Raw genomic sequence first — 21,631 nt, 5'->3', positions numbered from 1 at the left:
CAAATGCCGGGTCCGCGGGGCATGGGCGGTGTCCTCGCCGCTCTCCCCCGCTGCTTCTACCTCAATCACCCGCAGCGCAACCGCACCGCCGAGTACAAGCCGTCGCAGCTCGCGGTGGCGAACCAAGTCGATCTGTCAACGCCAGCCACCCTGATCACCACCGACCCGCAGGCGGCCAGGGAGTTCTGTGCCGCCCAGCGGGACGGCGCGAACTACAAGCCGCTGTGGACCAGCCCCCACCCGGACGCGGAAGGCCGGGCACGAACGGTGTGGGTGTCCGTCGTCGACCCGGACGACATCACCGACGCCGTGTCGGTGTGCCCGCACCTGTTCCAGGCGAAGGTTCCCAAGGAGTTCGACGTCCGGCTCACCGCCGTCGGTGACAAGCTGTTCGCGGTGCGCATCGACATCGACGGCAGCCACCTGGACTGGCGCAAGGACTACTCCCAGCTCCGCTACGCGGCCGTGCCCATGCCCGCCGACGTGGCCGGCGGCATACGGGCGTACCTGCGCGAATTCGGCCTGAGGTACGGGGCGTTCGATTTCGCTGTCACTCGTCGGGGCCACTGGACGTTCCTCGAATGCAACCCCAACGGCCAGTGAGCATGGTTCCCGGAGGACATCCGCGAACCGATCGCTCAGGCCCTGGTCGACCACCTACAGAAAGGTCTCTCGTGACGTCAGCACAAACCCTGCGGGACGCCTTGGCCGACCGACTCAAGGCGTCCGGCGATCTCGACGACCCGGCGTGGGAGCGCGCCGCCCGGGACGTGCGCCGTGAGGCGTTCGTCCCCGACGGCTTCATGCGGGCCCTGCCCGCAACCCAGCCCACCCTGTACGAGCCCGTCACACCGGCCGACAAGGGCTGGCTGGATGGCGTGTACGACGACACCACCCAGATCACCCAACTCGACGGGCACGTGCGCGCAGTCGACCTGACCGCGCCCACAGAGGGCGAGCCGACATCGTCGTCCACGCTGCCGTCGCTGGTGCTGCGCATGTGGCAGCAGCTCGGCGTCACCAGCGGGCAGCAGGTGCTGGAGATCGGCACCGGCACCGGCTACTCCACCGCGCTTGGCTGCCACCGGCTCGGCGACCCCAACGTCACCTCGGTCGAGGTCGACGAGGGCAACGCCCAGCGGGCAGCCGCCGCGCTGAAGCAGCTCGGTTACGCGCCCACCCTGATCGTCGGCGACGGCCTGGGCGCAACCGTCATCGACGGCGACTACGACGCGCTGATCGCTACGTGCGCGGTGCGGCACATCCCCTACGGCTGGCTGGACCAGGTCGGCGACGGCAGGACCGTGCTCGCCACCCTCGGCGGGTGGATGGGCGCGTACGGTCTGGTGAAGCTGACGGTCACCGGCCGCGGGCACGCCACCGGGCGGTTCCTGCCGGGCACCACCTCGTTCATGATCGCCCGTCCGCACGGCAGGCCCCCCGCGGCCGCCACTGGTCCTGCTGCCCGGCCGGCCCACGACCACAGAGACCCCTCTGGTGCTCCTCGATGACTGGACAGGCCGGTGGGTGGCGCAGCTCGCCGCGCCGTCGGCCGAGCGGCTCGGTGGAGGGGAGATCCAGGTGCTGTCCGATGTCGCTACGGGCTCCTTGGCCTACTTGGGTGTGGATGAGGAGGGACGGACGCAGGTCACCCAGCGCGGCCCGATCCCGCTGTGGGACCGGGTGACGGACGCCCTGGCCAAGTGGAAGGCGGCCGGCGCCCCCCACCAGTCCGGCTTCGGCATCACGATCACGCCCGATGTGCGGGTGTGTCAAATTAACGGCCGATCTTGGTTGTTGAGTGGTCAGTTGTTGCTCGGGGTCAGGCGGCCCTCGAAGGCGATCTGGAAGGCGTTCAGGGGTGCCTTCCAGCGCATGGTCCACCGCTTGCGGCCCTTCCCTGTCGGGTCCAGGCTCATCAGCGCCATGTAGATGCACTTGAGGGCTGCTGCCTCGTTGGGGAAGTGTCCGCGGGCGCGGACGGCCTTGCGAATGCGGGCGTTTACGCTCTCGATGGCGTTGGTGCTGCAGATGACCTTGCGGATCTCGACGTCGAAGGAGAGGAAGGGCACGAACTCGGCCCAGGCGTCCGACCACAGCTTCACAATCGCCGGATACTTCCGGCCCCAGGACTCCTGGAACTCCAAGAACCGCTCGGTGGCGGCGTCCTCGCTGGGTGCGGTGTAGACGGGCTTGAGGGCCTTTGCGACCTTGTCCCAGTCCTGGCGTGCGGCATAACGGAACGAGTTGCGCAGCAGGTGAACCACACACGTCTGGACAATTGTGCGAGGCCAGACGGCTTCCACGGCCTCGGGAAGGCCCTTGAGCCCGTCGCAAACCAGCATCAGCACGTCGTCAAGGCCGCGGTTCTTCCGCTCGGTGAATACGTGCAGCCAGTACTTCGCACCCTCGCCGCCGTCACCGGCCCAGATCCCCAGGATGTCCCGGGTGCCTTCGGCGGTCACCGCCATCACGACATAGACGGGACGGTTCGCGACCTGTCCGTCCCTGATCTTGACGTTGATGGCGTCCACGAACAGGACGGGGTAGACGCGGTCGAGAGGACGGCTCTGCCATTCGGCCATGCCCTCCATGACCTTGTCGGTGACGGTGGAGACGGTCTGCTTGGACACTTCGGCGCCGTACACCTCGGCGAGATGAGCCGATATCCCCCCGTGAGTGAGGCCCTTCGCGGACAACGACAGCACCATTTCGTCGACGCCGGTCAGGCGCCGCTGCCGCTTCTTGACGATCTGCGGCTCGAAGCTGCCGGCAGTGTCGCGAGGCACCTTCACCTCCACCGGCCCGACATCGGTCAGCACGGTCTTGGCGCGGGTGCCGTTACGGCTGTTGCCGTTGTTCTTGCCTGCCGGATCATGCTTCTCATAACCGAGGTGATCGGTGATCTCGCCTTCCAGGGCAGATTCCAAGACTCGTTTGGTCAGCTGCTGCAGCAGCCCACCCTGCCCGGTCAGCTGCAGCCCCTCCGACCGGGCTCGCTCCACCAGCATCGCAACCAGTTGCTCGTCGGACACGGGCGCGGGCTGCCCCACCTGGGCACTCTCGACGGGTTCCACGGTCTCCAACTCCACGGCGGTGTCAGTCACTTGACGTCTCTCCCATGCTCGTCGGATCCGCCGTTAGATTTACACTCCCTCACTAGATCAGCAGCTCAACGCATCACTCACACAGTGATCCTTCGTGGATTTGTCACTGCTGGGCGCGGTGGCCGGTGAGGTCGAGGCCGAGGCGCCGGGCGGCCTCGATCATCTGGTCGTTGGCGGGCTCGCCTTCCCACTTGCCGATCAGGCCGGCGGAGCGGACTTCGAGCTCGCCGGCGCCCCGCTTGGCGAGCGCCAGGGCGGCGAAGGGGCTGCGGCAGTAGTTGCCGAGGCAGACGGTCAGGACCTGGCGCACGATGCGGCTCCCGTGGTCTTGAGGGCCTGGCCGAGGACGGTGACGACCTGGTCGATGTCGTTCTCGGTGAGGTGCTGGTGGAACGGCAGGCTCAGCAGCTCGCGACTGATCTTCTCGGTGGCGGGCAAGTCGCGCCGCCACTGGGCGAAGGCGGACTGCAGGTGGTTGGGCGGGTAGTGGACGCCGACGCCGACACCACGGGCCTTCATCTGTGCGTGCACCTGGTTGCGGTTCGCGATGAGGACCTGGCACAGGTGCGGTACGGAGCGGTCGACGTCGACGTCGACCAGGCGTACGCCGTCCAGGCCGGCAAGGGCTCGCTGGTAGGCGCGCCACAGGAGGCGGCGGGTCGTCTCCGCCTTCTCGAAGTGAACGAGCTGGGCGAGGCCGATGGCGGCGTTGATGCCGGACATCTGGTAGCGCAGCCCGAAGCCCTCCACGCCGTAGCTGGTGGTCCGGCCGCGTTCGGCCTGGGACTGGACGACACCAAGCATCCGCAGGCGGCGGACCGTGGCGGCCTCGGCGGAGCCGCGCGGGATGACGATGCCGCCCTGCCCGCAGGTCAGGTTCTTGATCGGGCCGAAGCTGAAGCAGGTCAGGTCTCCTGTACCGCCGACACGGCAGGCGCCGTTGCGGGAGCCGAAGGCGTGCGCGGCGTCCTCCACGATGGCGATCCGCCGGGCGGCCAGCTCCCTGCGGACCCGGGAGAGGTCGACGGCCCGGCCGCCGAACAGGACCGGCATCACGGCGCGGGTGCGGTCGGTGACGGCGTCCATGACGAGCTGGTCGGTGACGCACAGCGTGGCCGGGTCGATGTCCACGAACACGGGGGTGGCGTCGGTGGCGAGGATCGCCTGGACGGATGCGCAGAACGTCATGGACGGCACGACCACCTCGTGACCGGGGCCGACGTCGGCGGCGAGCAGGGCCGTGTGCAGGGCAGCCGTGCCGGACATGACGGCGACGGCGTCACGGACGCCGAGGAACGCGGCGATGCGGCGCTCGAATTCCTCGGTGACCTCGCTGTGTCCGTACTGGCCGCCTTCCAGCACGCGGGCGACCGCGGCGGCCTCGCCGCCGTACAGGTGAGGGGTGTTGTTGCGTCCGGCGTCGGGCCTGACGGTGGTGGTCATGCGACGGCTCCCCTCGGGGCGGCTGCGATGTCCAACTCGCAGATGTCGCCGACGTGCAGCGTCTCCAGGTAGTTGTGGTGAGGAACACGCCGGTGCGGTAGGTGGGCTGGTCGTGGTCGACGGGTAAACCGAACAGGCCCTGGCGTAGGGACATTACCCAGACCCCGCACGGACCGCAGGCTCCACCACATCTAGCATTGGTCTAAACCACCAGAGAAGGGTGGGCGGGCAGGTGATCAAACCGACCGCACTCATGGTGGATGACACCGCGGTTCGGCCGAAACCGACCCGCCGCGCACCCGGGGTCACAAGGCGCGGTAGAGGGCCTCGACCAGTGCCATCTTCCGCGGGTCGTCGGCGATATGAGGCCCCATACGGTTCATGACGTACCCCAGTGACACCCCCGCCTCGGGGTCGGCCAGTCCGCAGGAGCCGCCGAAGCCGTCGTGTCCGAAAGCCCTCGGGTTGGGCCCGTAGGAGCCGTTCGGCCCGCTCAGCCACAGGCCGAGCCCGATCTCCGCAGCGGTGCCGAGTCCGGGACCGAGCACCAGGTCCCGGCACCTGCCCTGCCCCTCGCGCACCCGCTCCGCCGATTCGGGGAACAGTACGCGCTGGCCGCCGTACGACCCTCGTCCCGCGAAGATCCCGTACAGGGCGGCGACGGCCCGTGCCGTGCCGTGGCCATTCGCGGCCGGGATCTCCGCGGCCCGCCACTCCGGCGTGTTCGCCTCGGCCGCGCCCACCAGGGGATTGGCCAGCGCGGCGAGTACCGCCGGCGTCAACCGGCCGAAGGCCGCGGCCTGTTCGCTGTCGGAGGCGGCCGGCGGATGCACCAGCTCGGCGGCCCGCCCCGCCTCCTTCTCGGGCAGGCCGATGGTGAAGTCGACCCCCAGCGGCCCGGTCACCTCCCGCTCCAGGAAGGCCCCGGGCGCCAGCCCCGAGATCCGCCGTACGACCTCCCCGACGAGGTGGCCGAAGGTGATCGCGTGATAGCCGGACACCGTCCCCGGCTCCCACCACGGCTCCGTCGCCGCCAGCCGCCGTGTCGTCAGCCCCCAGTCGTAGAGCTGCTCAACCGAGTGCGGCTCGCGCAGGCCCGACAGGCCTGACCGGTGCGACAGCAGATGCCGTACGAGGACCTTCTCCTTGCCGGCCGCGGCGAACTCGGGCCAGTACTCGGCCACCGGCGCGTCGAAGTCGAGGAGCCCCCGGTCCGCCAGGATGTGCGCGCACAGCGCGGTCGGGCCCTTCGAGGTCGACCACACGTTGACCAGGGTCTCCCGCTCCCACGGCCGGGTGCGGTCCGCGTCGGCCCAGCCGCCCCACAAATCCACCACGACCTCGCCGCCGACGGTCACCGTGACTGCGGCGCCCAGCTCCCCCCGCTCACGGAAGTTCTCCTCGAATGCCGTCCGCACCGCCTCGAACTGCGCGTCGCAGTGTCCCCGCGCGACTGGCTCACGTTCCGCCATGGGCCCCTCCGTCCTCCGCCGGAAGCCCGGGCCGCACCGCCGCGATCCGGGCCCCATGAACGTACCGACTGGTCGGACTGGAGGGAAGGTCAGAGAAAGAACAGGTCGCCGGCCGGCTCCTTGTGACCGTCCTTGGTGTGCCAGTAGTCCCGTGTCTCGACCGCCAGACCGGCCTCGTCGAACCGCGCGAACACGCAGCCCGCCAGGGTGGACGGCGCTCCCCCCCCTCCTCGGCGAGCACCCGGAACTCGGCCACCGCCACCCCGTCCGGGCCGACGACCGGCGCCGAGAAGCGCACGTCCGTCACCGCTCTGCGGCTACTGGCCGAGCTGCGCGGCTGCGTCGGCCGCCAGCGTCGCGCGCCTCGACGATGCCATCGGTGTACGGCAGCAGGCGGTCCCCGGGTCCGAGTTGCTCGGTCGCCATCGTGATCGGCAGGCCGAGGGTAGTCGAGAGAGGAGTGCACCACGAACACCTCACCCGAAGGACGCAGGTAGAGGTACCAGATGACGCAGTCCTGTTGATCCCGCAGGAATCGCACGAGGAAGGCACCAGGCTCTACCGGGCTGGGCAGGGGCTCTGAGATATCAGTCCAGCAGCAGGTCACCGAGACCTCGTCCAGCGAGCAATGCAGCTTGGAGTCGGCCTGGAAGGTGGTGAAGTCCCGTGGCAGCGTCAAGCCCCTGGCTGCAAGGTTCTCTGCCAAGCGATTGAGCGCCGTGACCTGTTCGGGAACAGGTTCGCCGGTACCACCGAGCCATTGAAAGGCGCCCGTGAACTCGGTGGAGTCGACAGGCGGCAGGCTCTCGTAGGGGTAGTACTCATAGGTGTAGCGACAGGGCCGGTATTCACCCAGGTCGGTGGCACACCAAGCAGAGTCGAAGCCGACCGAGGACACGTCAGACCCAGATCGTCCACCAGGCATCGGCCCCCGTTGATCACCGTGAGCGGAGTTGTCGGCGTCAGCATCGCACTGCCTACTGACACTCCCTGTGACGGGTGGGCCAGGCCCGCTCTCTCCTGCGCCTCCCTGATCCCGTGGGGCGGCGCGCGGCAGCGGTTGTCGGGGTACGCCCTTCTGTGCCCAGGCGGGTACGGAGAAACGTGCCCACTTTCCGCATCCCTCCGGTCCCGTGCATCCTGGTCAGTGCTGCGGAGAGGGTTGAATGCGCAGGGGGTCAGCGACGCAGGGGGTCAGCGGCCTGTCATAGGGTCCCGCCAAGAGTCCCCCAGTCCTTTCGGAGCGCCTGTGCCCCGCCTTGCTCGCCTTGTGACTACGCTCGCGGCCCCTCTCCCGTTCTCCGGGGCCGACGCAGCGCCTCATCTGGAGCCCCGGCCCACATCGCGGCTCCTCGTACAGCGAGGGGACACGAAGCTGATCGTCCAGGAAGTCCAGCCGCCGACCACTGCCTCGACCGTCTCCTTTCCGGCGCCCTGGCCTCGCCGGTTCGGCACGAGCGCAGTGTCGCCTGCCGCTGACCTGGTTGTCTTCGCCGGACCGCATGCAGTGCGAGCCGTTGACCAGTCGGGAAACCCACGGTGGGAACTGCGGCACCGCTGCTGTTGCAGGCTGCGCGGGACACAGAGACTTCGCCGAGTACGCGGACGACAGAGACCACCGCTATGCCAACCGTGGCTTCGCCGGCTTCTCCTCGGACGGGAAGACCGTGTGGGCCCATGTCCACGGTTCTCTGGAGCACGACGCCCCGGACCACGACCGCGGGGAAGAGTGGCTGGTTATCGACGCCGCTGACGGCACGGTGCTGGCCCGCACCCAGACTCGGACGGCCGCGGCGGGCTCCGTCCACGTTCCGCATCCGGACCCCGGCCAGATGGGTCTGACCATCGGAGAAGGCCAGGACGGATCACCCCTGCGCTGGGGGAAGTGGGACGGTCACGCCCTCATTGTCCACAGCTTCGGCGACGAGGACCGTGTCCTGCTGGGGGTGAGCCCGAGCGGAGATCGTCTACTCACAGTGACCCATGACCAGGACCTTCTCGCCGTTCATCTGGCCGCCGACGGCTCCGTGGTGGCCGAACTGAGCGCGGACATGCTTCCTCCGCATCCCGCGTTCGAGGAGGAGACCACAGATGACGAGGCGCAGGCGTTCCTCGACTACGAGGGCGGCTTCATCGACGAAAACACCCTCGTCGTCGGGACCGTCGAGAGCGACGAGGAGTTCGGCCCAGGCCGGCACTGGCTCGTCGACGCGGTCCACATGCAGCTGATCGACCAGATCACCTATCCCTTCGAGGTGCCCGGCCTGCCCAAGGCTCTCGGAGACGGCACCTGGTACACCGTGTCCAACCTCGACCACGCCCTCCACATCTGGGCTCTGTAACGGCGCTGCCGACGATCAGGCGTACCCAAATGCTGAGCACGTTCACCTGTACGCGGCTGGGTACGTTCGCGTGTACGCCGACAAGGGCGAGATCGTCCTCTACAACCCGGCGAAGATGCGGGTCCAGCGATACACGTTTCGTGGAGCGCAGATCAGCACGCCCTACAACATCGACGAGGTCGATCCCGACGGAGCACGCTTCCGCCGGACGAACCACGGCGATGTGGCCTTCGTCGGCCAGGTCAGCGAATACCTCGCCTGACACATTGGATCACGTGGAGAGCCGGATGCTCGGCCAACGGGCACGTCCGGTTCGGCGGGCGGGGACGGGGAAACCGGTACCGGAAACGGTGCACGGCGTCCCGTCCCCGACCCAACACATGGAACTCGACCGACACGGCGCCGAACTGCTCTTCCATGTGCTGACCGAACGCGAGGAGAAGAAGAGCGTCGCCATCGCATCCAACGAGTCCTTCGGCGGCTGGACCAAGACCTTCACCGACCCCCGCCTCTGCGCGGCCATCGTCGACCGCCTGACCTTCAACGGCACCATCCTCGAGACCGGCACCGACTCCTACCGCCTCGCCAGCACCCGGGCACGAGCCGAGCAACCCGCCAAGGCCGGCTGACACCTGCCGGTCCCGGCTCGACCGCTGCCCTCACGTCGAGCCGGACGGTGGAGGAATCACCTACTCGTCGGCGCGGGCCACAAGCAGCGGCTGGAAGAAGCCTGTCTCCTGCGGCATCCGCCACCGGACGTCGGCAAAGCCGGCCTCGGCTGCGAGGCCGGCCAACCGGTCCTGGCTGAGAGACCAGTAGGTGGTCCGGCGGACCTTGACGCGCCATTCTCCGCCTGCCGGAAGGAGTTGGAAGTGCTCCAAGTCGTAGTGCTCACCGTCGTCGTGCCAGTGCCAGAGCTGGAAGGTGACAGTCCGCTCTCCGCCGTCGGCGGTCCGGTGGACTTGTGGGAGCGTCGAAACGGGGTGGTTGCGCAGCAGGTCGTCGTAGTTGCGTGTGCTGACCAGCAGCAGGCCGTCGGGGCGCAGCACGCGGCGCATCGCGGCCAGGGCGACGTGCACGTCCTCCTCTGTCAGCAGGTGGGGCAGCGAGTTGTCAGCGCAGACGACGACGTCGAACCGGCCATCGGGAAACGGGAGGCGTCGCATGTCGGCGGCTGCCGTGCTCAGGCTGAGGCTTCGGCGGGCGGCCTCACGGCCAGCGCGGGCGGCGGCGCGAGGGCTGAGATCGGTGCCGGTGACGCGGTGCCCGTGCAGCGCCAAGCCGATGGCCTGCGTGCCGATGCCGCAGGAACAGTCGAGCACCTTGGCGCGATCCTGACCGATAAGGGCGTCGAGGGCGTCCCCCTGTCGGCGAATGCTGGCGTCCCAGTCTGGGTAGATCAGGTGGTAGTCCTCGGCCAGTTCGTCGTAAAAGTGCGCCACCGATGTCTCAGGCATGGCCAGAGGCTACCGCGCCTGATCTTCCGGAGGCGCTAGTCGCCTCAGCGGTCCGCGCGACGCCCTCACTGACGACAGTGCCGTCATTTCCCGTGAACATCTCCGAGCGCGTTGATCGCCAACTGCTGTCGAAACCCATCGACAAACGCTGCTGCTGAACGTGAACGAAGCCACTGGGTACCGTCACCGCTGCCGCACTCCTCATCTGGCTCCGGTCATAACCACGCTGGGCGTTGCCCCACGACCTCGTCGTCAGTGACGGACCAGGCAGAACGGATGACCTGCGGGGTCGGCGTATATCCGCCAACTCCGTCCGTCCGCACCGTCATCCAGCACCTTGGCGCCCTGGGCCAACACCTGTTCTCGAGCGCGGTCCAGGTCGGCGACACCGAAATCCAGGTGGAACTGCTGTGGTCGGCTCGGGTCCGGCCACAGCGGCGGCTGGTAGTCCGCTACCCGCTGGAAGGCCAGGACGAGGCCGGATCCGGTGTGCAACGTGGCCCAGCCCTCGCTGAGCGCCCATCGCCGATCCGACTGGTTGACGGCGCCGCCAAGGAGCGACTGGTAGAACTCGGCGAGTTCACCGGGGTCGGAGCAGTCCAGCACCACGCACTGCAGATCAGCGATCACGGGGGCAGAGCCTATTCGGCAACGACGCGGGCACCGGCCAGTTCCTCGGCGGCGGCCCGCATACGCCAGGTCCGTGGCCTCGGCTCGGGAGCGCCCACGCGAGCGTGTGGCCAACCACACCCCGCACACCAGCGCACCCGCGTCCAGCTCCGGCGGCGCCCCGTACATCCAGTCGCGTGCCCGGGTACGGGAGACCTTGCCGACCGCGGCGCTGATCTCGTCCAGCACCTGGCGCTGGGGGGAGCCGGCCGAGCGGCGCTCACCCTCGCCAGCGCCGTGCTCATCCACGACGACGATCAGCAGACGGCATCCGCCGCCGACAACGTCGTGCCGCTGCGCCGACCACCAACGTGACGGCCGCCGCCGTCGGCGGCTGGCGATGCGCCTCAAGCGAGGCTTCCAGCCGCATCCACCTTGCGCTTTGGGTGCATCTCCAGACGATCACGCCTCGTCGATGTCGTTCGGCCAGGCGGGCCCCACATCCACATGGCCGAGCTGCACGCGTATCCCGGGGAGTGCCCGCGGGGCCGCGCTCGGGGAGAGCAGGGCGGTGAGGGACCGGCAAAGGCCGTTCTCGTCGCCTTCGGGATGCTTCGCGTGCAGGTGGTGAGGCCGGGGGTCCTGGGCGAGGACCCAGCTCGGGTCCCAGACGCCGGTGCGACGGCCCCGTACGACCGCGACGGCGTCCACGACTGTGCAGTGGTAGGTCACCCGGACGGGGAAACGCGCCGCGGAGTCGGACGTGCTCAGGTGCCATGTGGCGAACAGCTGCACGTCGGGGCGGACGTCGACCAGGGTCACGGCGGTGGCCCGTGCGGTGTCGACGGCCCCCGTGCGGTGTTCCCCGTCGATCTCGTGCACGAGGATCTCACCCGCCCCCGCGACCAGCGGAGCGCGCCGCTCGCGCACCGCGCTCCACCGCAGCCGGGGCCGCAGTTCGCGGTGGCGGAGGACCGGGTACCGGGTCGTCACGCCGCCGCCTCCTTCAGTGCTGCAGCGCCGTGGCCACGTCCCTGCCGATGCGCTTGACCGCCGCGAGGTCGAGACCGTAGTGGACGTAGCGGCCGTTGCGTTCCACGCACACGAGCCCCAGGTCGCGCAGGGTGCGAAGGTGACGGGAGACCTGGGGGCGAGTCATCGACAGCCGGTCCGCGAGGTCGGCCGTGGTCATCGCCTGGCGGGCGATGAGCCGGCACAGCCGGACCCGGCGAGGATCGGTGAGCGCCAGCATGCGGCTGCGGGCCAGGGTGACCCCGATCTCCGGGGCGTGCACCGGGAAATGGACGACTGGTGGCAGCCCCGGTTCGTCCTTCACCAGCAGGTGCGGGGCGCCGTATCGGGTGGGGATGAGCAGGATCGGCGTACGGGCCGGGCTGATCACCGCGTGGTGCACCTTGTCGAAGACGACCCGCGACGGACCGGCCGGCCGTGCGCTGGACGGGCTGAGCGAGAGCAGGGCCGCCTCCGGTCCCTCGTCCGCGAGCCGCTGCCGCACGAGGTGCGCGGCACGGGCGAGCGCGGGCTCGGTCGTCGCCCACAGGTCGGCGAAGAAGACGCGGCGGCACAGGTCGAGGAAGGCGAGGATGTCGGTGCGCAGTCGCTCCGGGTCGCGCAGCAGGTCTTCGGCGAGGGTCGGGTGCGGTTCCGGCAGACCGGAGGCCGCCCGGCGCAACGCGGCGGCCTGTGCCGGGTCGTGGAGCAGGCGGCTGAAGTCGAAGCCGCGGTAGCCGCTGGCACAGGTGTGGGCGGTGAGTTCGGCGAACCGATCCGTCGTCAGTTCCGGCAGGGGGGCGTTCAGCCCCGGGTAGAAGCCCCGCCAGCGCAGCGCCGTCCACAGCGGGGCGAAGCGACGCAGGCCGGCTCGGAACGCGGGCGGGGCGTCGCGGGTGGTCTCCTCGGCCCAGGGCGCGTGTTCGGTGTGGTGGGTGTGGTCTGTCAGGACGTGCAGGCTCGCTGCCAGTTCCGCGAGCGGCGACACGGTGACGGTGAAGCGGTCGGGGGCGGCGCCTTCCAGGACGATCACGACCGGCATGACGGGAAGTGTAGGATCGCGGGCCGCTCACGTCAGCACTCGGCTCCCGCAGCGACCTGTGCGAACTCCGCTCTCACGGCCGCCAGCAGCTCCTCGTCCGTGAGCAGTTCGGCGACTGTGCGGGCCAGACCGGTCGCCGCGATCTCGGTGCGGTCGTGGGCGAGCGAGGTCGCCGCCGCCTCGCGCATCGCCTCGGAGTGGGCGGGCGTACCCGGCTCGGCGATCTGGATGTACGGGTGGATCACCGGCAGAAGCTGCGAGAGGTTGCCGATGTCGGAGGAACCGGCGGGGCTGTCCGGACCGGCGGGCGCGATGTCCAGGCCCAGTGCGCGCACGGCCTGCCCGAACCGTTCGGCGAGCACGGTGCTGTCGCGGCGTTCCGCGTAGAGCGGTCCGGTCTCTGACACCTCGGCCGCGGTTCCGGTGGCCAGCGCCGCTCCCTCGGCGGCCGCGCGAACCCGCTCGACCAGGGCCCCGGCCGATACGGCCGTACGGTCCCGTACGTACAATTCCACGGCGGCGTGGGCGGGAACGACGTTCGGGGCTTGCCCGCCGTCCGTGACGATGCCGTGCAGGCGTGCTGTCGGCGGGACGAACTGCCGCAGCGCGTCCAGGGCGGTGAGGAACAACTGGGCGGCGGCCAGTGCGCTGCGGCCCTCCCACGGTGACTTCGCGGCGTGCGCACTCACGCCGGTGAAGGCGACGCGCAGGTGCGCCGCAGCCAGCGAGTGCTGGGTGGTGACCGAGTGGTCGGCCGGGTGGAACATCATCGCCGCGTCCACGCCCTCGAACACTCCGGCCTCGGCCAGCCGGACCTTGCCGGCGCCGCCCATCTCCTCGCCGGGCGTGCCGATGACGGCGACCGTTCCCGGGTGCGACGGCAAGGCCCGTACGACGGCGATCGCGGCCGCGGCGCACCCGGCTGCGATGAGGTTGTGCCCACAGCCGTGCCCGACGCCGGGCAGAGCGTCGTACTCCGCCAGGACGGCGACGTACGGGCCGGGCCGGCTGCCCTCGTGCACGGCCACGAACGCGGTGTCCATCCCGCCCACCGCCTCCGTCACGGCGAAGCCGGCTTCCGTGAGCCAGCGAGCCAGCGTCGCCTGGGCGTGGAACTCGAAGAACTTCAGCTCCGGCCGCGCGTGGATCGCCAGGCTGACCGCCTCCATGCGGGGACGCAGCGTGGCGAGTTCAGCGGCCAGGGCCTCCAGCGGGGGCGGCGCGGTGGTGGGCATGTGGGCCTCCGTCGTACGGGTCGAGCACCGGGACGTACGGCCTGAGCTGTCACGGTGTGCGTCGAGACTGCGGCAGCCTTCGCGTCGCCGGCTCGCGATTACCGCGCCGCAGGTAACCCAGGCGGACTGCGCGCTCCGGAGGGACAGGATGCCTCCGTGACGAAGTGAACTCAGGGGTGCCGACCCGGGTCCTGCCTTGTGGCTCGGGACGCCGAACGTTATGGAGGGGGAGCATGGGCTCGGAACGGGGACGACAGGCCTCCGTGCGGGATTGCGCGGAGGCACTCGGTCTCGGCGAGGAGCGAGGAAGTTATGCCGTCGCAGGGCTGTGTGGCGCCCTCGCACAGCTCGCACGACGGTTCCTTGCAGGGCTGTTCGTCGTCTTGCTGGTCTGTATGGTCGTCATCTCGTCGGGATTCCAGAAGGGCGTCATCACGATGGGAGCCGTGATGCTCTCACTGTTCGGTCTCACGCTGGCCTGGCGCGGTCTCAGCGCCAGGTTCGGGCTGCGCAGGTGCTACCTCTACACGCGCGGTCTGGTGGTCACCGGCACCTTTGGCCGAGTGCGTCATGCGGTGGCATGGAGCGAGGTGACCGAGCTGAAGTGGATGGCGGCCAACATGACGCTCCTCCTGGCTTTTCACCGATTCGAGATCGAACGGCGCGGTGCTGGGCGCGTGGCGTTCCTGGCCCTCGGCATCAAGCCCCGACTGGTGGAGGCCCTGGTAGTGCCGAAGTAGACCCGGTGGAACACGCCGTCGCGAATCGCGGTGATGCTGCCTGGGCAGGGCTACCTGCCAGAGAGGCGAGGGCAGCACGCAAGTTACGGTCCGGCACCACAGCGGAGATCCGCTGGCTACGGAAGACGGCCAACCCTTCCTCGACCGCGCGGCGGCCGCGAGGCCTGAGCGTGACCCGGAGCTCGCGAACCAGCTCCTGGTCGGTGATCTCGCGGGGCGCCGCTGGCTCCATGGGCGGCCCTTGGGGATACGTCTGCGTGTTCAGCAGACTCAAGTCGGTGAGCGGGAACGGCGGCTGAGCCAACAGGCGCAACGCATCACGGCTCGGATCTTTCGCCTCGCTATGAATGCTGGTGGCGCCCTAATCAGCTGACGCAGGCGTGGCCGACGCCACGGCGGTGGGCAGCAGAGTTGCGGCAGCCAGCGTCACGGCCCCGGACTCCTATCTCTGTCCCCAGGGGAAAAGTAGCTGTCAGTGATGCTCTGGCTGGCGGTCCCAGAGGTGCACCGTCTCGCCGACTTTGAGCGGCTTGTCGCTGGGGCCCTTGATATGAGCGGGCACGATGCGGTCTTCATGCTCGCACCCGCCGTCGGCGTGGGCGCGGGGATTGAGGTAGGCAAATAAGGACGTGGAGGCGCGCCCCGGACCGATCACGGCCCGGGGCGTTCGGACGCGGGGGGGGCTGGTCACTTGCACATTGTGCCGTTGACCGGGGGTTTTCCATGCAGAAGGTAGGTGTTGACTGCTTTCTGGATGCAGGGGTTGCCGGTCATGTAGGAGGTGTGGCCTTCGCCGTTAAGGGTCAGGAGGACGCCGGAGCCCAGTTGTTCGGCCAGGGCGGGGGCCCAGGTATAGGGGGTGGCGGGGTCGCCCGTGTTGCCGATCACCACGATGGGCGGGGCGCCGGGGGCGTTGATGTGGTGGGCGGGAGTTCCCTTGACCGGCCAGCCGGTGCAGTCCATCTGGCGCCAGGCCAGGGTCGGGCCGAAGACCGGGGAGGCCTTGGTGAACGCGGGCAGTGCTTTCGCCACGTCCCGCTCGGTGTAGCGCTGGGGAGTGCTGGCGCAGTAGATGCTGCCCGAGGCGTCGAGGTAGTTGGTGTAGTGCCCGTCGGGACTGCGCTGGAAGAGGGCGTCGGACAGGGCCAGCAGGATGGTGCCGTCACCGGACTCCGCCTGCTGGATCGCCTGCCAAAGCGCCGGCCAGATGGCCTTGGAGTAGAGCCCTGTGAGGACCCCCGCTTCACCGAGGCTCTGGGTGAGTTCACGGCCGGTGTCGGTGGGGATGGGTTTGGTGTCCAAGCCGTGCAGCAAGGCGGCGACCCGGGTGACCACCGCGTCCTTAGTGAGGCCCTTGGCCTTCGCGTTCGCGTTCGCTTGCGGTTGCTGGGCAGCCCATCTGCCGAAGTGGCCGAGCGCCCGCTGGAAGCCCGCCGCCTGCTCGCGGAAGAACCGTAGGGGGTTCAGTTCGGTGTTCACGGCGCCGTCAAGGATCGTGCGTCCTACCTTCTCCGGGAACCGGTGGGCGTATTCGGCGCCCAGCCAGGTGCCGTACGAGAAGCCGAAGTAGTTCAGCTTCCGCTCGCCCAGCGCGATCCGGATCATGTCCAGGTCCCGGGCGGCGGCGACCGTGCCGACGTACGGCAGGGTCTTACCGGACCGGTTTGCGCACCCCTTGACGAAGGCCCTTCCTCTGGAGAGGAGGGCGGCCTTCTCACGGGCGTTGTCGGGGCTGGTGTCCATCGCCAGCCACGCGTCCTTGCGCTTGTCGCCCACGCAGTGCACCGGGCGGCTCCGGCCGACCCCGCGGGGGTCGAAGCTGACCAGGTCGTAGCGAGCGCCCAGCTTCTTGAACTGGGCCGCGGAGCCCCCAGCGAAGGCGTCGATCCCGGATCCGCCGGGGCCACCGAAGTTGAACACGAGTGAGCCGATGCGGTGGGCCCGGTCGGTCGCCCTGAGGCGGATCAGGGCCACCTTCATGGTCTTCCCGCGAGGCTTGGAGTAGTCGAGCGGCACCATCAGCTCGGCGCACTCGAGGCTTCGCGGCGCCGGTCCGCCGGGCGGGGCGGGCGGGAGGTCGTGGCACGCGCCCCAGGCGAGCGGCGCCGGGCGATAGGGCTCGCCCGCCCGGGCGCCCGGCGCGGCCGCAGCTTCGTCGGCCGGTCCGTACTGCCCGATCACACCGACCGCGAGGAGGGCCGCTCCGGCCACGAGAAGGGGCTTGCCGCCCCTCCCACCGAGCGCGGATCGTCCGCGGCCGCTGATCGATTTGCCGGTGAACAGCATGAGCTGTTCTCCTTTCCCATGGAGGCACGTACATGTAAGAGCACGCCCGTGGGCGTGGTGGTGCGTCTTCCGTCCGTGGGCTGCCGAGTGACCGCTCGGCAGCCCACTTCATGACACGGTGAAGTGTGCGAGGCCCTATTCCTGGTCGGGTTCCTGGAGGGATTCCTCCGAGAAGTTCCTCAAGCGCTCCAACTGGTCCCAGTGATGGGCGATGCGCTCTCTCCCGACCGCAGTCAGGGTGACGCTCGTTTTGGGCTTCTTGTGCACGAAGGTCTTGTCGATCTCGACCAGGCCCGCATCCTCCAGCTTCGACAGGTGGCTGGAGAGGTTCCCCTTGGTGAGCCGTGTCGCGCGCTGAAGGAAGACGAAGTCGGCGGCTTTCACGGAGGACAGCACCGTCAGGATCGCCAACCGGCCCGGTTCGTGGATCAGGCGGTCGAGGATCAGCTCCTCGTTTCCAAACTCCGGCATGACAGACCTGGAGGTTTCAGATTCCGAGAGTCCGGACCCTGACGTTTCAGGCCCGGGCATTGCTGTTCCCGATGGTCGGTTCCTCGGAGGGCCTGAAGGCGCGATTGAGGGCGCGATGGTCGAAGATCCCCGTCGCGATGGTGGCCGCCCCCGCCAGGATCAGACCCAGGTTGATCTTGCTGTCCGCTCCCGCACCACCCCAGACGGGTACGAGGCCGGCTGCCAGGAGAGCGCCGCAGATGATCGCGTGGTGCGCCCTCAGTCCTACGCCGACGGCGTAGTAGACCGCCATGATCAGGGCGAACGAGGCCGCGGTGAGGCTGAGCGGCAGATCGAGGGACCAGTCCGTCTGCACTCCTGCGGCGACCACCACCGCGCTGACGGCGGTGGCGACGGCGCCCTTGGTCTGGGCCCTTGTGGACAGGGTGACCCGCCCGTAGTTCTCGTTGTAGTAGCGGGCGATGAGCAGGTATGCCGCCGCGGCCGCCAGCAGGCAGCCCATGAAGACCCAGGCGTGGCGCAGTGGGCCCCAGGCCAGGTTGCCGAGCCCCGCGAAGATGATCACGGCGCCTACCGGGATCGAGAGAAGGCCTCTCAGGTAGTAGTAGATCGCCGCCGCTGACTCCAGACTTCTGCGTTCCATTGCCGCCCCTCCCAAACTGGTCTGTGCCGCAAACCATATGTTCGGGGCAGCATCTCGTCAACTGGTTTGCACGGCAAACCTCAGTGGTGGGCGGTCACAGTTCCGTCGGGAGGCCGTCGTAGCCCGCGACACCCGGGCGAGCGGTGGCCAAGGCGGGCGGTGGCCAGGGTTGACACGACGGTGGGGTGCGGGGAGGCGTCGACCACCGGGTAGTCGATCTCGCCCTGCGACGGGTCCACCGGCCAGGCCAGGTGTTCACCGTTCAGGGAGAAGCGGGCGTCGACGCCCGCCTTGTTGCCACGGGCATCAAGGCGGATCCAGCAGTCTGCCGACGCGAGATGGACCGTGGTGAGGCCATGCAGCACGAAGCTACTGGGGGCACACTCCCAGCTTCGTTCCAAAGCAGGAACGCAAGGAAGCAACAGCCTCCAGTTGGGACGAGGTTCTGGGCAGTGGCCCTGACGGGCATCCGCGCTGGTCGCGACACCCGCAGGGCATGGCCGAACCCTCGGATAAAGAAACCGGCCGTCCGCTCCCGGTTTGTCCGGACCTCCGAGCACCAGCCCCCGGCCGCAGGCCGTAGAGGCGGACGATCTCGGCGAGGTCGGCCGGCGGGTGGGAGCTGGTGGCGGCATGGGGAGCGTCGGGGTGGGGCAGGTTGGTGGCCAGATACCAGGTGGCCTTCTGCGGCAGGCCGGCTGGGTCGGTGGTGGCCACGACCAGCCGGCAGGGTGAGTCGGGGCCGTAGCCGCCCAGGCGGGCATCGGCGGCCCACCAGGTCTCGGTGTGCCCGTCGCGGAAGTGACGCTCAACGGGTGTCCAGTCGCCTGGACGCCTGGCATCGCGCCAGGCCAGGGCACGAGCGGCTTCGATAGGGGTGTGCGGCTGGTCGGCCCGGGCCCAGGTGCCGCGGTGCGGCTTGAGCGCGACCACGTAAGCCAGGCCGGCCTCGCGCAGCGCGAGGTACCAGTCGTCACTCACGGAGTAGGCGCAGTCGGCGACCACCGCCCGGCAGCCGAAGCCCGCCTCCTTCCCCCGTGCCGCGAGGGCAGCAGCCAGCTGCGGTTTCGTACGGAAGGCCGGATCCGAGCGACCGCGGGCGAAGTGATGGGCGGGAGTGTAGGGAGTCGCGTGCAGCGGGTAATACACGCGGCCGTCGGTCCACACCGTGGTCACCGTGACGATGCCGTTGTCCGTCTTGCCCAACCGGCCCAGCCACTGCCGGCCCACGTGCGCGGTGGCCGTGCCGTCCTTGCGGTCCCCGGAATCGTCGATCACGATGACCCCGCCGTCGTGCGGAGCCGTCGCCGACTCCTCACGCAGCAGCTCAAGCCGCCGGTCGTTGAGCAGCTCAGCCTCCCAGGGAGACTCGGACAGGAAGAACTGCAACCGCTGCACCCCCGGCATCCCCGCACCCACCACCGGCTCCGCCCCCGCCAGACAGGTGATCGTCTTGTTCCGCTCCCGCGGCGCCAGCAGCCCGGTCAGGTACGCGCGAAATCCTCGCCGCTGCGCCAAGCTGAAGAAGAGGTCGTCGAACCGGGCCGCGTAGCCCTCCAACGGCCCCGGCGCAGGCAGACACGGACGGCGAGCGGTCATCTTCAGCCCCCAGCAAGGCAGTTCACTCCTCCCACCGGCCTACGGCCAACCCGACCTACCGTCAACCCACACCGCCCACCGGATTTAACGAACTACCGGTAACCGCCGGCCCAACCAGCCAACTGATCAGCCCAGCCCCGGATGCCGATCAGAACGGACGAACCGCGACACTCAGGAGGGTCTCGGCCTCGGTCGATGGCGTCGTCGATGCCGTCGTCGATGACCTCTTCGCGGTACTCGGTGGGGTAGTCCTTGCAGTTCATGGCGACGCGGTGCAAGCTCGGCGAACATGTTGCCGACGCAGAGCATGAGGAAGTTCTTGTTCTGGTCCTCGAACTCCGCCATGAACTTCGTGTCGAGGGGGGCTCGGAGGAAGCAGCTCGATGGGGCCCTCTTGTCAGACTTGGTCGGCGACTTCGTCATCGACGTTGCCCTCGGCCTTCTCACCTCGTCGGTCCGCAGCCGCTTCTGTTCGTCGTCCAAGGGCGCGGCGAGCGCGCTCGTGGGCTGCAGCAGGGTCGTCGTCCTGCTCCTCGTCGGCGGCCTCGCGGCGGAGGGCGAGCGCTTCAGCGGTGCCGCTGCAGACGACGAGGAGTCCGTTGAACAAGGCGTGCACCGAGGGGCCGGCGGCCTGGCGTGTGGCCGTCCGTCACGTCCTTCGGACGCCGGGAGCAGCCGGTGAAAGCGCCGTGCAGCAAGGGGTCGTACGTCAGTCGTCCTCCCGCTCGGCGCCGGCGAGGTACTCGGTGAGGGCGTGGAACACGCAGAGGTTCGGGATCCCGGACGCGACAGTGGCTCACACCTGCCAGCGGCCGGCGGCGCGGACGGCGACGAAACCGTTGAGTATCTCGATCTGCTGGATCTGCGCCCATCGCAGGGCAGTCCCTCCGCAGCTGACTTCGTCCCCGGTGATCCATACGGGGCCGAAGGCCAGCCGTGCTCCCTGGTGCACGGCCAGGGCCCGTGGCACCTGAGCGTCGACGACGGCCCGGCGGATCCCGGGCCACCACTCCCCCGGACGGTCGAAGTCACCGCAGCGCAGTTGCGCAGCCGGTACACGTAGACCGGTACGACGTTCCCGTCCGGCATCTCCCTCCCCCATACGTTCTCCAGCAGTTGCCGCTGGCTGATGGAGCGGCCCGGACTCAGCGCCAGCGCCGCCAGCACCGCCTGCTGCCGCACGGGGCCGACGTCCACGGGCCGCCCCGCGAGCCCCATCCGCAACGGTCCGAGCAGCGACAGCCGGAGCTCGGAACCGGGTACGGTGCCCGCCCGTCGTCCGACGGCTGTCCCCGGCGCCGGCACCGGCCCGCGCGGGCCCTGTCCCGGCACGACCAGACTCGGCTCACTCGCCGGCGGCCTCCTGGACGGCATGATCGTCGGGCTCCTGGCCGACTTCCTGTTCGGGCTCGTGCACCGGCTCACGTACACGGTCACGGGCAAGGTCATCAGACCGTCCGCCGTACGCCTGCAGATCCGCGGCCGGCCGGAGACCAGCACGTGGACGGCCGGCCCCCGACTGGTGATCGGCACGCTGGGCGGCGCGCTCTTCGGCTTCGCCTACGATTTCGTGATCGGCCTGGTGCACGCGTACGGCTCGAAGGTCGGGCTGCCGACCGCGCTGTACCTCGGGCTCGTCGACGGGATCGTCTACTGCCTGGTCTTCGGCGGCGGTGCCGGACTCACCTTCTGCTTCCTCGGCCTCCTCGAAACCCCCCTCGACATCGGCTCCGCCGTCAGCCCGCGCAGCGTCCTGGCTGCCGACCGGCGGGCGGTGATCACTCAACTGGCTGTCTGGACACCAGTTTTCGGCGCAACGGTCGGACTCGGAATCGGGGTGGTGGTCGACCTGCTGCAGGGGCGTCTGGGCCGACTCGTCGTCGACCCCACGGCCAGCCTCATGCTCGGCACCATCAGTGGCCTGGGCGGCGCCCTCGGCTACACCCTGAGTCTGACCGCCTGGGGCCAGTGGTGCGTACTCGCCCGCCTCTGGCTGCCGCTGACCGGGCGCCTCCCCTGGGCCGTCGCCACCTTCCTCGACGCCTACCAGCGCGGCGTCCTGCGCCAGGCCGGTGCGGTCTACCAGTTCCGCCACGCTCGTCTGCAAAGCCGGCTCGCCCAGGCCCACCGACGGAGATGAGCCGCCCCGGGTCCGGCTACAGCGCAATTTCGTC

At 69.3% G+C, this 21,631-nt stretch carries 24 protein-coding genes and 2 pseudogenes; 7 read left to right on the top strand and 19 right to left on the bottom strand.

The genetic code is table 11. From position 1 onward, the window contains the following. Positions 1–3 precede the first annotated feature (3 nt). The gene (locus ACFZDC_RS32490; RefSeq protein WP_391329357.1) at positions 4–603 is read left to right on the top strand and encodes a hypothetical protein; all 600 of its coding nucleotides are present in this window, start codon (positions 4–6) and stop codon (positions 601–603) included. A gap of 71 nt (positions 604–674) precedes the next feature. Continuing rightward, the gene (locus ACFZDC_RS32485) at positions 675–1,511 is read left to right on the top strand and encodes a methyltransferase domain-containing protein (protein WP_391329356.1); all 837 of its coding nucleotides are present in this window, start codon (positions 675–677) and stop codon (positions 1,509–1,511) included. 294 nt (positions 1,512–1,805) lie between these two features. On the opposite strand, the gene ACFZDC_RS32480 is transcribed toward ACFZDC_RS32485, so the two are convergent. The 5 genes from ACFZDC_RS32480 to ACFZDC_RS32460 all read right to left on the bottom strand — a co-directional run bounded on the left by ACFZDC_RS32480 (position 1,806) and on the right by ACFZDC_RS32460 (position 6,448). After that, on the bottom strand, positions 1,806–3,011 hold the full coding sequence (locus ACFZDC_RS32480) for an IS256 family transposase (RefSeq protein WP_391329400.1): 1,206 nt from the start codon (positions 3,009–3,011) through the stop codon (positions 1,806–1,808). Between the two features lie 199 nt (positions 3,012–3,210). Next, positions 3,211–3,417, bottom strand: coding sequence for a hypothetical protein (locus ACFZDC_RS32475; protein WP_391329355.1), 207 nt, complete (start codon positions 3,415–3,417; stop codon positions 3,211–3,213). After that, complete coding sequence (locus ACFZDC_RS32470) at positions 3,402–4,550, bottom strand: aminotransferase class I/II-fold pyridoxal phosphate-dependent enzyme (protein ID WP_391329354.1); 1,149 nt, start codon at positions 4,548–4,550, stop codon at positions 3,402–3,404. Before ACFZDC_RS32470 ends, ACFZDC_RS32475 begins: the two co-directional genes overlap by 16 nt. 305 nt (positions 4,551–4,855) lie before the next feature. Then, on the bottom strand, positions 4,856–6,022 hold the full coding sequence (locus ACFZDC_RS32465) for a serine hydrolase (RefSeq protein WP_391329353.1): 1,167 nt from the start codon (positions 6,020–6,022) through the stop codon (positions 4,856–4,858). Positions 6,023–6,325: 303 nt separating this feature from the next. Next, the gene (locus tag ACFZDC_RS32460; protein WP_391329352.1) at positions 6,326–6,448 is read right to left on the bottom strand and encodes a SpoIIE family protein phosphatase; all 123 of its coding nucleotides are present in this window, start codon (positions 6,446–6,448) and stop codon (positions 6,326–6,328) included. A 1,091-nt stretch (positions 6,449–7,539) separates the two neighbouring features. Between ACFZDC_RS32460 and ACFZDC_RS32455 the strand changes: the two genes are divergently transcribed. The 3 genes and pseudogenes from ACFZDC_RS32455 to ACFZDC_RS32445 all read left to right on the top strand — a co-directional run. Continuing rightward, positions 7,540–8,364 carry a hypothetical protein gene (locus tag ACFZDC_RS32455; protein WP_391329351.1) on the top strand — a complete coding sequence of 275 codons (825 nt, stop codon included), beginning with the start codon at positions 7,540–7,542 and terminating at the stop codon, positions 8,362–8,364. 70 nt (positions 8,365–8,434) lie between these two features. Beyond that, positions 8,435–8,626, top strand: coding sequence for a hypothetical protein (locus tag ACFZDC_RS32450; RefSeq protein WP_391329350.1), 192 nt, complete (start codon positions 8,435–8,437; stop codon positions 8,624–8,626). 115 nt (positions 8,627–8,741) lie between these two features. Further along, positions 8,742–8,993, top strand: a pseudogene (locus ACFZDC_RS32445) (ATP-binding protein); the annotation flags it as partial. Between the two features lie 60 nt (positions 8,994–9,053). Here the strand turns inward: ACFZDC_RS32445 and ACFZDC_RS32440 are convergent. From ACFZDC_RS32440 to ACFZDC_RS32420, 5 genes are all read right to left on the bottom strand, one after another. Beyond that, complete coding sequence (locus ACFZDC_RS32440; protein ID WP_391329349.1) at positions 9,054–9,821, bottom strand: methyltransferase domain-containing protein; 768 nt, start codon at positions 9,819–9,821, stop codon at positions 9,054–9,056. 252 nt (positions 9,822–10,073) lie between these two features. After that, positions 10,074–10,451 carry a VOC family protein gene (locus ACFZDC_RS32435; RefSeq protein ID WP_391329348.1) on the bottom strand — a complete coding sequence of 126 codons (378 nt, stop codon included), beginning with the start codon at positions 10,449–10,451 and terminating at the stop codon, positions 10,074–10,076. A 441-nt stretch (positions 10,452–10,892) separates the two neighbouring features. Then, positions 10,893–11,423, bottom strand: a complete 531-nt coding sequence (locus ACFZDC_RS32430) for a hypothetical protein (RefSeq protein ID WP_391329347.1) — start codon at positions 11,421–11,423, stop codon at positions 10,893–10,895. A 13-nt stretch (positions 11,424–11,436) separates the two neighbouring features. Then, on the bottom strand, positions 11,437–12,483 hold the full coding sequence (locus ACFZDC_RS32425) for a DUF5937 family protein (protein WP_391329346.1): 1,047 nt from the start codon (positions 12,481–12,483) through the stop codon (positions 11,437–11,439). A gap of 32 nt (positions 12,484–12,515) precedes the next feature. After that, positions 12,516–13,718, bottom strand: coding sequence for an amidohydrolase (locus tag ACFZDC_RS32420; protein ID WP_391329345.1), 1,203 nt, complete (start codon positions 13,716–13,718; stop codon positions 12,516–12,518). A gap of 233 nt (positions 13,719–13,951) precedes the next feature. On the opposite strand from ACFZDC_RS32420, the gene ACFZDC_RS32415 reads away from it, so the two are divergent. Continuing rightward, positions 13,952–14,458 carry a hypothetical protein gene (locus ACFZDC_RS32415; RefSeq protein ID WP_391329344.1) on the top strand — a complete coding sequence of 169 codons (507 nt, stop codon included), beginning with the start codon at positions 13,952–13,954 and terminating at the stop codon, positions 14,456–14,458. A gap of 687 nt (positions 14,459–15,145) precedes the next feature. Here ACFZDC_RS32415 and ACFZDC_RS32410 read toward each other — a convergent pair. The 9 genes and pseudogenes from ACFZDC_RS32410 to ACFZDC_RS32370 all read right to left on the bottom strand — a co-directional run. Continuing rightward, positions 15,146–16,744, bottom strand: coding sequence for an alpha/beta fold hydrolase (locus ACFZDC_RS32410; protein WP_391329343.1), 1,599 nt, complete (start codon positions 16,742–16,744; stop codon positions 15,146–15,148). Between the two features lie 135 nt (positions 16,745–16,879). Beyond that, a complete protein-coding gene (locus ACFZDC_RS32405) occupies positions 16,880–17,215 on the bottom strand; it encodes a transcriptional regulator (protein WP_391329342.1) in 336 nt (111 codons plus the stop codon). 46 nt (positions 17,216–17,261) lie between these two features. Next, positions 17,262–17,858, bottom strand: a complete 597-nt coding sequence (locus ACFZDC_RS32400) for a hypothetical protein (RefSeq protein WP_391329341.1) — start codon at positions 17,856–17,858, stop codon at positions 17,262–17,264. 80 nt (positions 17,859–17,938) lie between these two features. Then, the gene (locus ACFZDC_RS32395; RefSeq protein WP_391329340.1) at positions 17,939–18,223 is read right to left on the bottom strand and encodes a hypothetical protein; all 285 of its coding nucleotides are present in this window, start codon (positions 18,221–18,223) and stop codon (positions 17,939–17,941) included. A 4-nt stretch (positions 18,224–18,227) separates the two neighbouring features. Continuing rightward, positions 18,228–19,457, bottom strand: coding sequence for a transposase (locus ACFZDC_RS32390; protein WP_391329339.1), 1,230 nt, complete (start codon positions 19,455–19,457; stop codon positions 18,228–18,230). Positions 19,458–19,549: 92 nt separating this feature from the next. After that, on the bottom strand, positions 19,550–19,720 hold the full coding sequence (locus tag ACFZDC_RS32385) for a hypothetical protein (RefSeq protein WP_391329410.1): 171 nt from the start codon (positions 19,718–19,720) through the stop codon (positions 19,550–19,552). Between the two features lie 134 nt (positions 19,721–19,854). Further along, complete coding sequence (locus tag ACFZDC_RS32380; RefSeq protein ID WP_391329408.1) at positions 19,855–20,064, bottom strand: hypothetical protein; 210 nt, start codon at positions 20,062–20,064, stop codon at positions 19,855–19,857. Between the two features lie 189 nt (positions 20,065–20,253). Then, positions 20,254–20,559: a DUF6585 family protein gene (locus ACFZDC_RS32375; RefSeq protein WP_391329406.1), complete on the bottom strand. Its 306-nt coding sequence runs from the start codon at positions 20,557–20,559 to the stop codon at positions 20,254–20,256. Then, positions 20,559–20,675: pseudogene (locus ACFZDC_RS32370) on the bottom strand (transcriptional regulator); the annotation flags it as partial. The pseudogene ACFZDC_RS32370 and the gene ACFZDC_RS32375, both read right to left, overlap by 1 nt. Positions 20,676–20,829: 154 nt before the next feature. Between ACFZDC_RS32370 and ACFZDC_RS32365 the strand changes: the two are divergent. Next, entirely contained in the window at positions 20,830–21,597 is a 768-nt protein-coding gene (locus tag ACFZDC_RS32365; protein WP_391329338.1) for a hypothetical protein, read from the top strand. Positions 21,598–21,631: the final 34 nt, after the last annotated feature.

Origin of the sequence: Streptomyces sp. NPDC007905, from assembly GCF_042959345.1 — a bacterium.
GTDB lineage: Bacteria > Actinomycetota > Actinomycetes > Streptomycetales > Streptomycetaceae > Streptomyces.
Note: the sequence above shows the minus strand (reverse complement) of the source record. Positions and strands in the feature narration are given on the sequence as shown.

Bases quoted from the DNA above. Each gene is read 5' to 3' on its own strand.
- ACFZDC_RS32460 (WP_391329352.1), bottom strand. From the start codon at position 6,448: ATGGCGACCGAGCAACTCGGACCCGGGGACCGCCTGCTGCCGTACACC.
- ACFZDC_RS32465 (WP_391329353.1), bottom strand. From the start codon at position 6,022: ATGGCGGAACGTGAGCCAGTCGCGCGGGGACACTGCGACGCGCAGTTC.
- ACFZDC_RS32385 (WP_391329410.1), bottom strand. From the start codon at position 19,720: ATGAACTGCAAGGACTACCCCACCGAGTACCGCGAAGAGGTCATCGAC.
- ACFZDC_RS32405 (WP_391329342.1), bottom strand. From the start codon at position 17,215: ATGCCGGAGTTTGGAAACGAGGAGCTGATCCTCGACCGCCTGATCCAC.
- ACFZDC_RS32420 (WP_391329345.1), bottom strand. From the start codon at position 13,718: ATGCCCACCACCGCGCCGCCCCCGCTGGAGGCCCTGGCCGCTGAACTC.
- ACFZDC_RS32440 (WP_391329349.1), bottom strand. From the start codon at position 9,821: ATGCCTGAGACATCGGTGGCGCACTTTTACGACGAACTGGCCGAGGAC.
- ACFZDC_RS32390 (WP_391329339.1), bottom strand. From the start codon at position 19,457: ATGACCGCTCGCCGTCCGTGTCTGCCTGCGCCGGGGCCGTTGGAGGGC.
- ACFZDC_RS32415 (WP_391329344.1), top strand. From the start codon at position 13,952: ATGGGCTCGGAACGGGGACGACAGGCCTCCGTGCGGGATTGCGCGGAG.
- ACFZDC_RS32480 (WP_391329400.1), bottom strand. From the start codon at position 3,011: ATGCTGGTGGAGCGAGCCCGGTCGGAGGGGCTGCAGCTGACCGGGCAG.
- ACFZDC_RS32375 (WP_391329406.1), bottom strand. From the start codon at position 20,559: ATGGGGGAGGGAGATGCCGGACGGGAACGTCGTACCGGTCTACGTGTA.
- ACFZDC_RS32400 (WP_391329341.1), bottom strand. From the start codon at position 17,858: ATGGAACGCAGAAGTCTGGAGTCAGCGGCGGCGATCTACTACTACCTG.
- ACFZDC_RS32470 (WP_391329354.1), bottom strand. From the start codon at position 4,550: ATGACCACCACCGTCAGGCCCGACGCCGGACGCAACAACACCCCTCAC.
- ACFZDC_RS32425 (WP_391329346.1), bottom strand. From the start codon at position 12,483: ATGCCGGTCGTGATCGTCCTGGAAGGCGCCGCCCCCGACCGCTTCACC.
- ACFZDC_RS32490 (WP_391329357.1), top strand. From the start codon at position 4: ATGCCGGGTCCGCGGGGCATGGGCGGTGTCCTCGCCGCTCTCCCCCGC.
- ACFZDC_RS32365 (WP_391329338.1), top strand. From the start codon at position 20,830: ATGATCGTCGGGCTCCTGGCCGACTTCCTGTTCGGGCTCGTGCACCGG.
- ACFZDC_RS32410 (WP_391329343.1), bottom strand. From the start codon at position 16,744: ATGCTGTTCACCGGCAAATCGATCAGCGGCCGCGGACGATCCGCGCTC.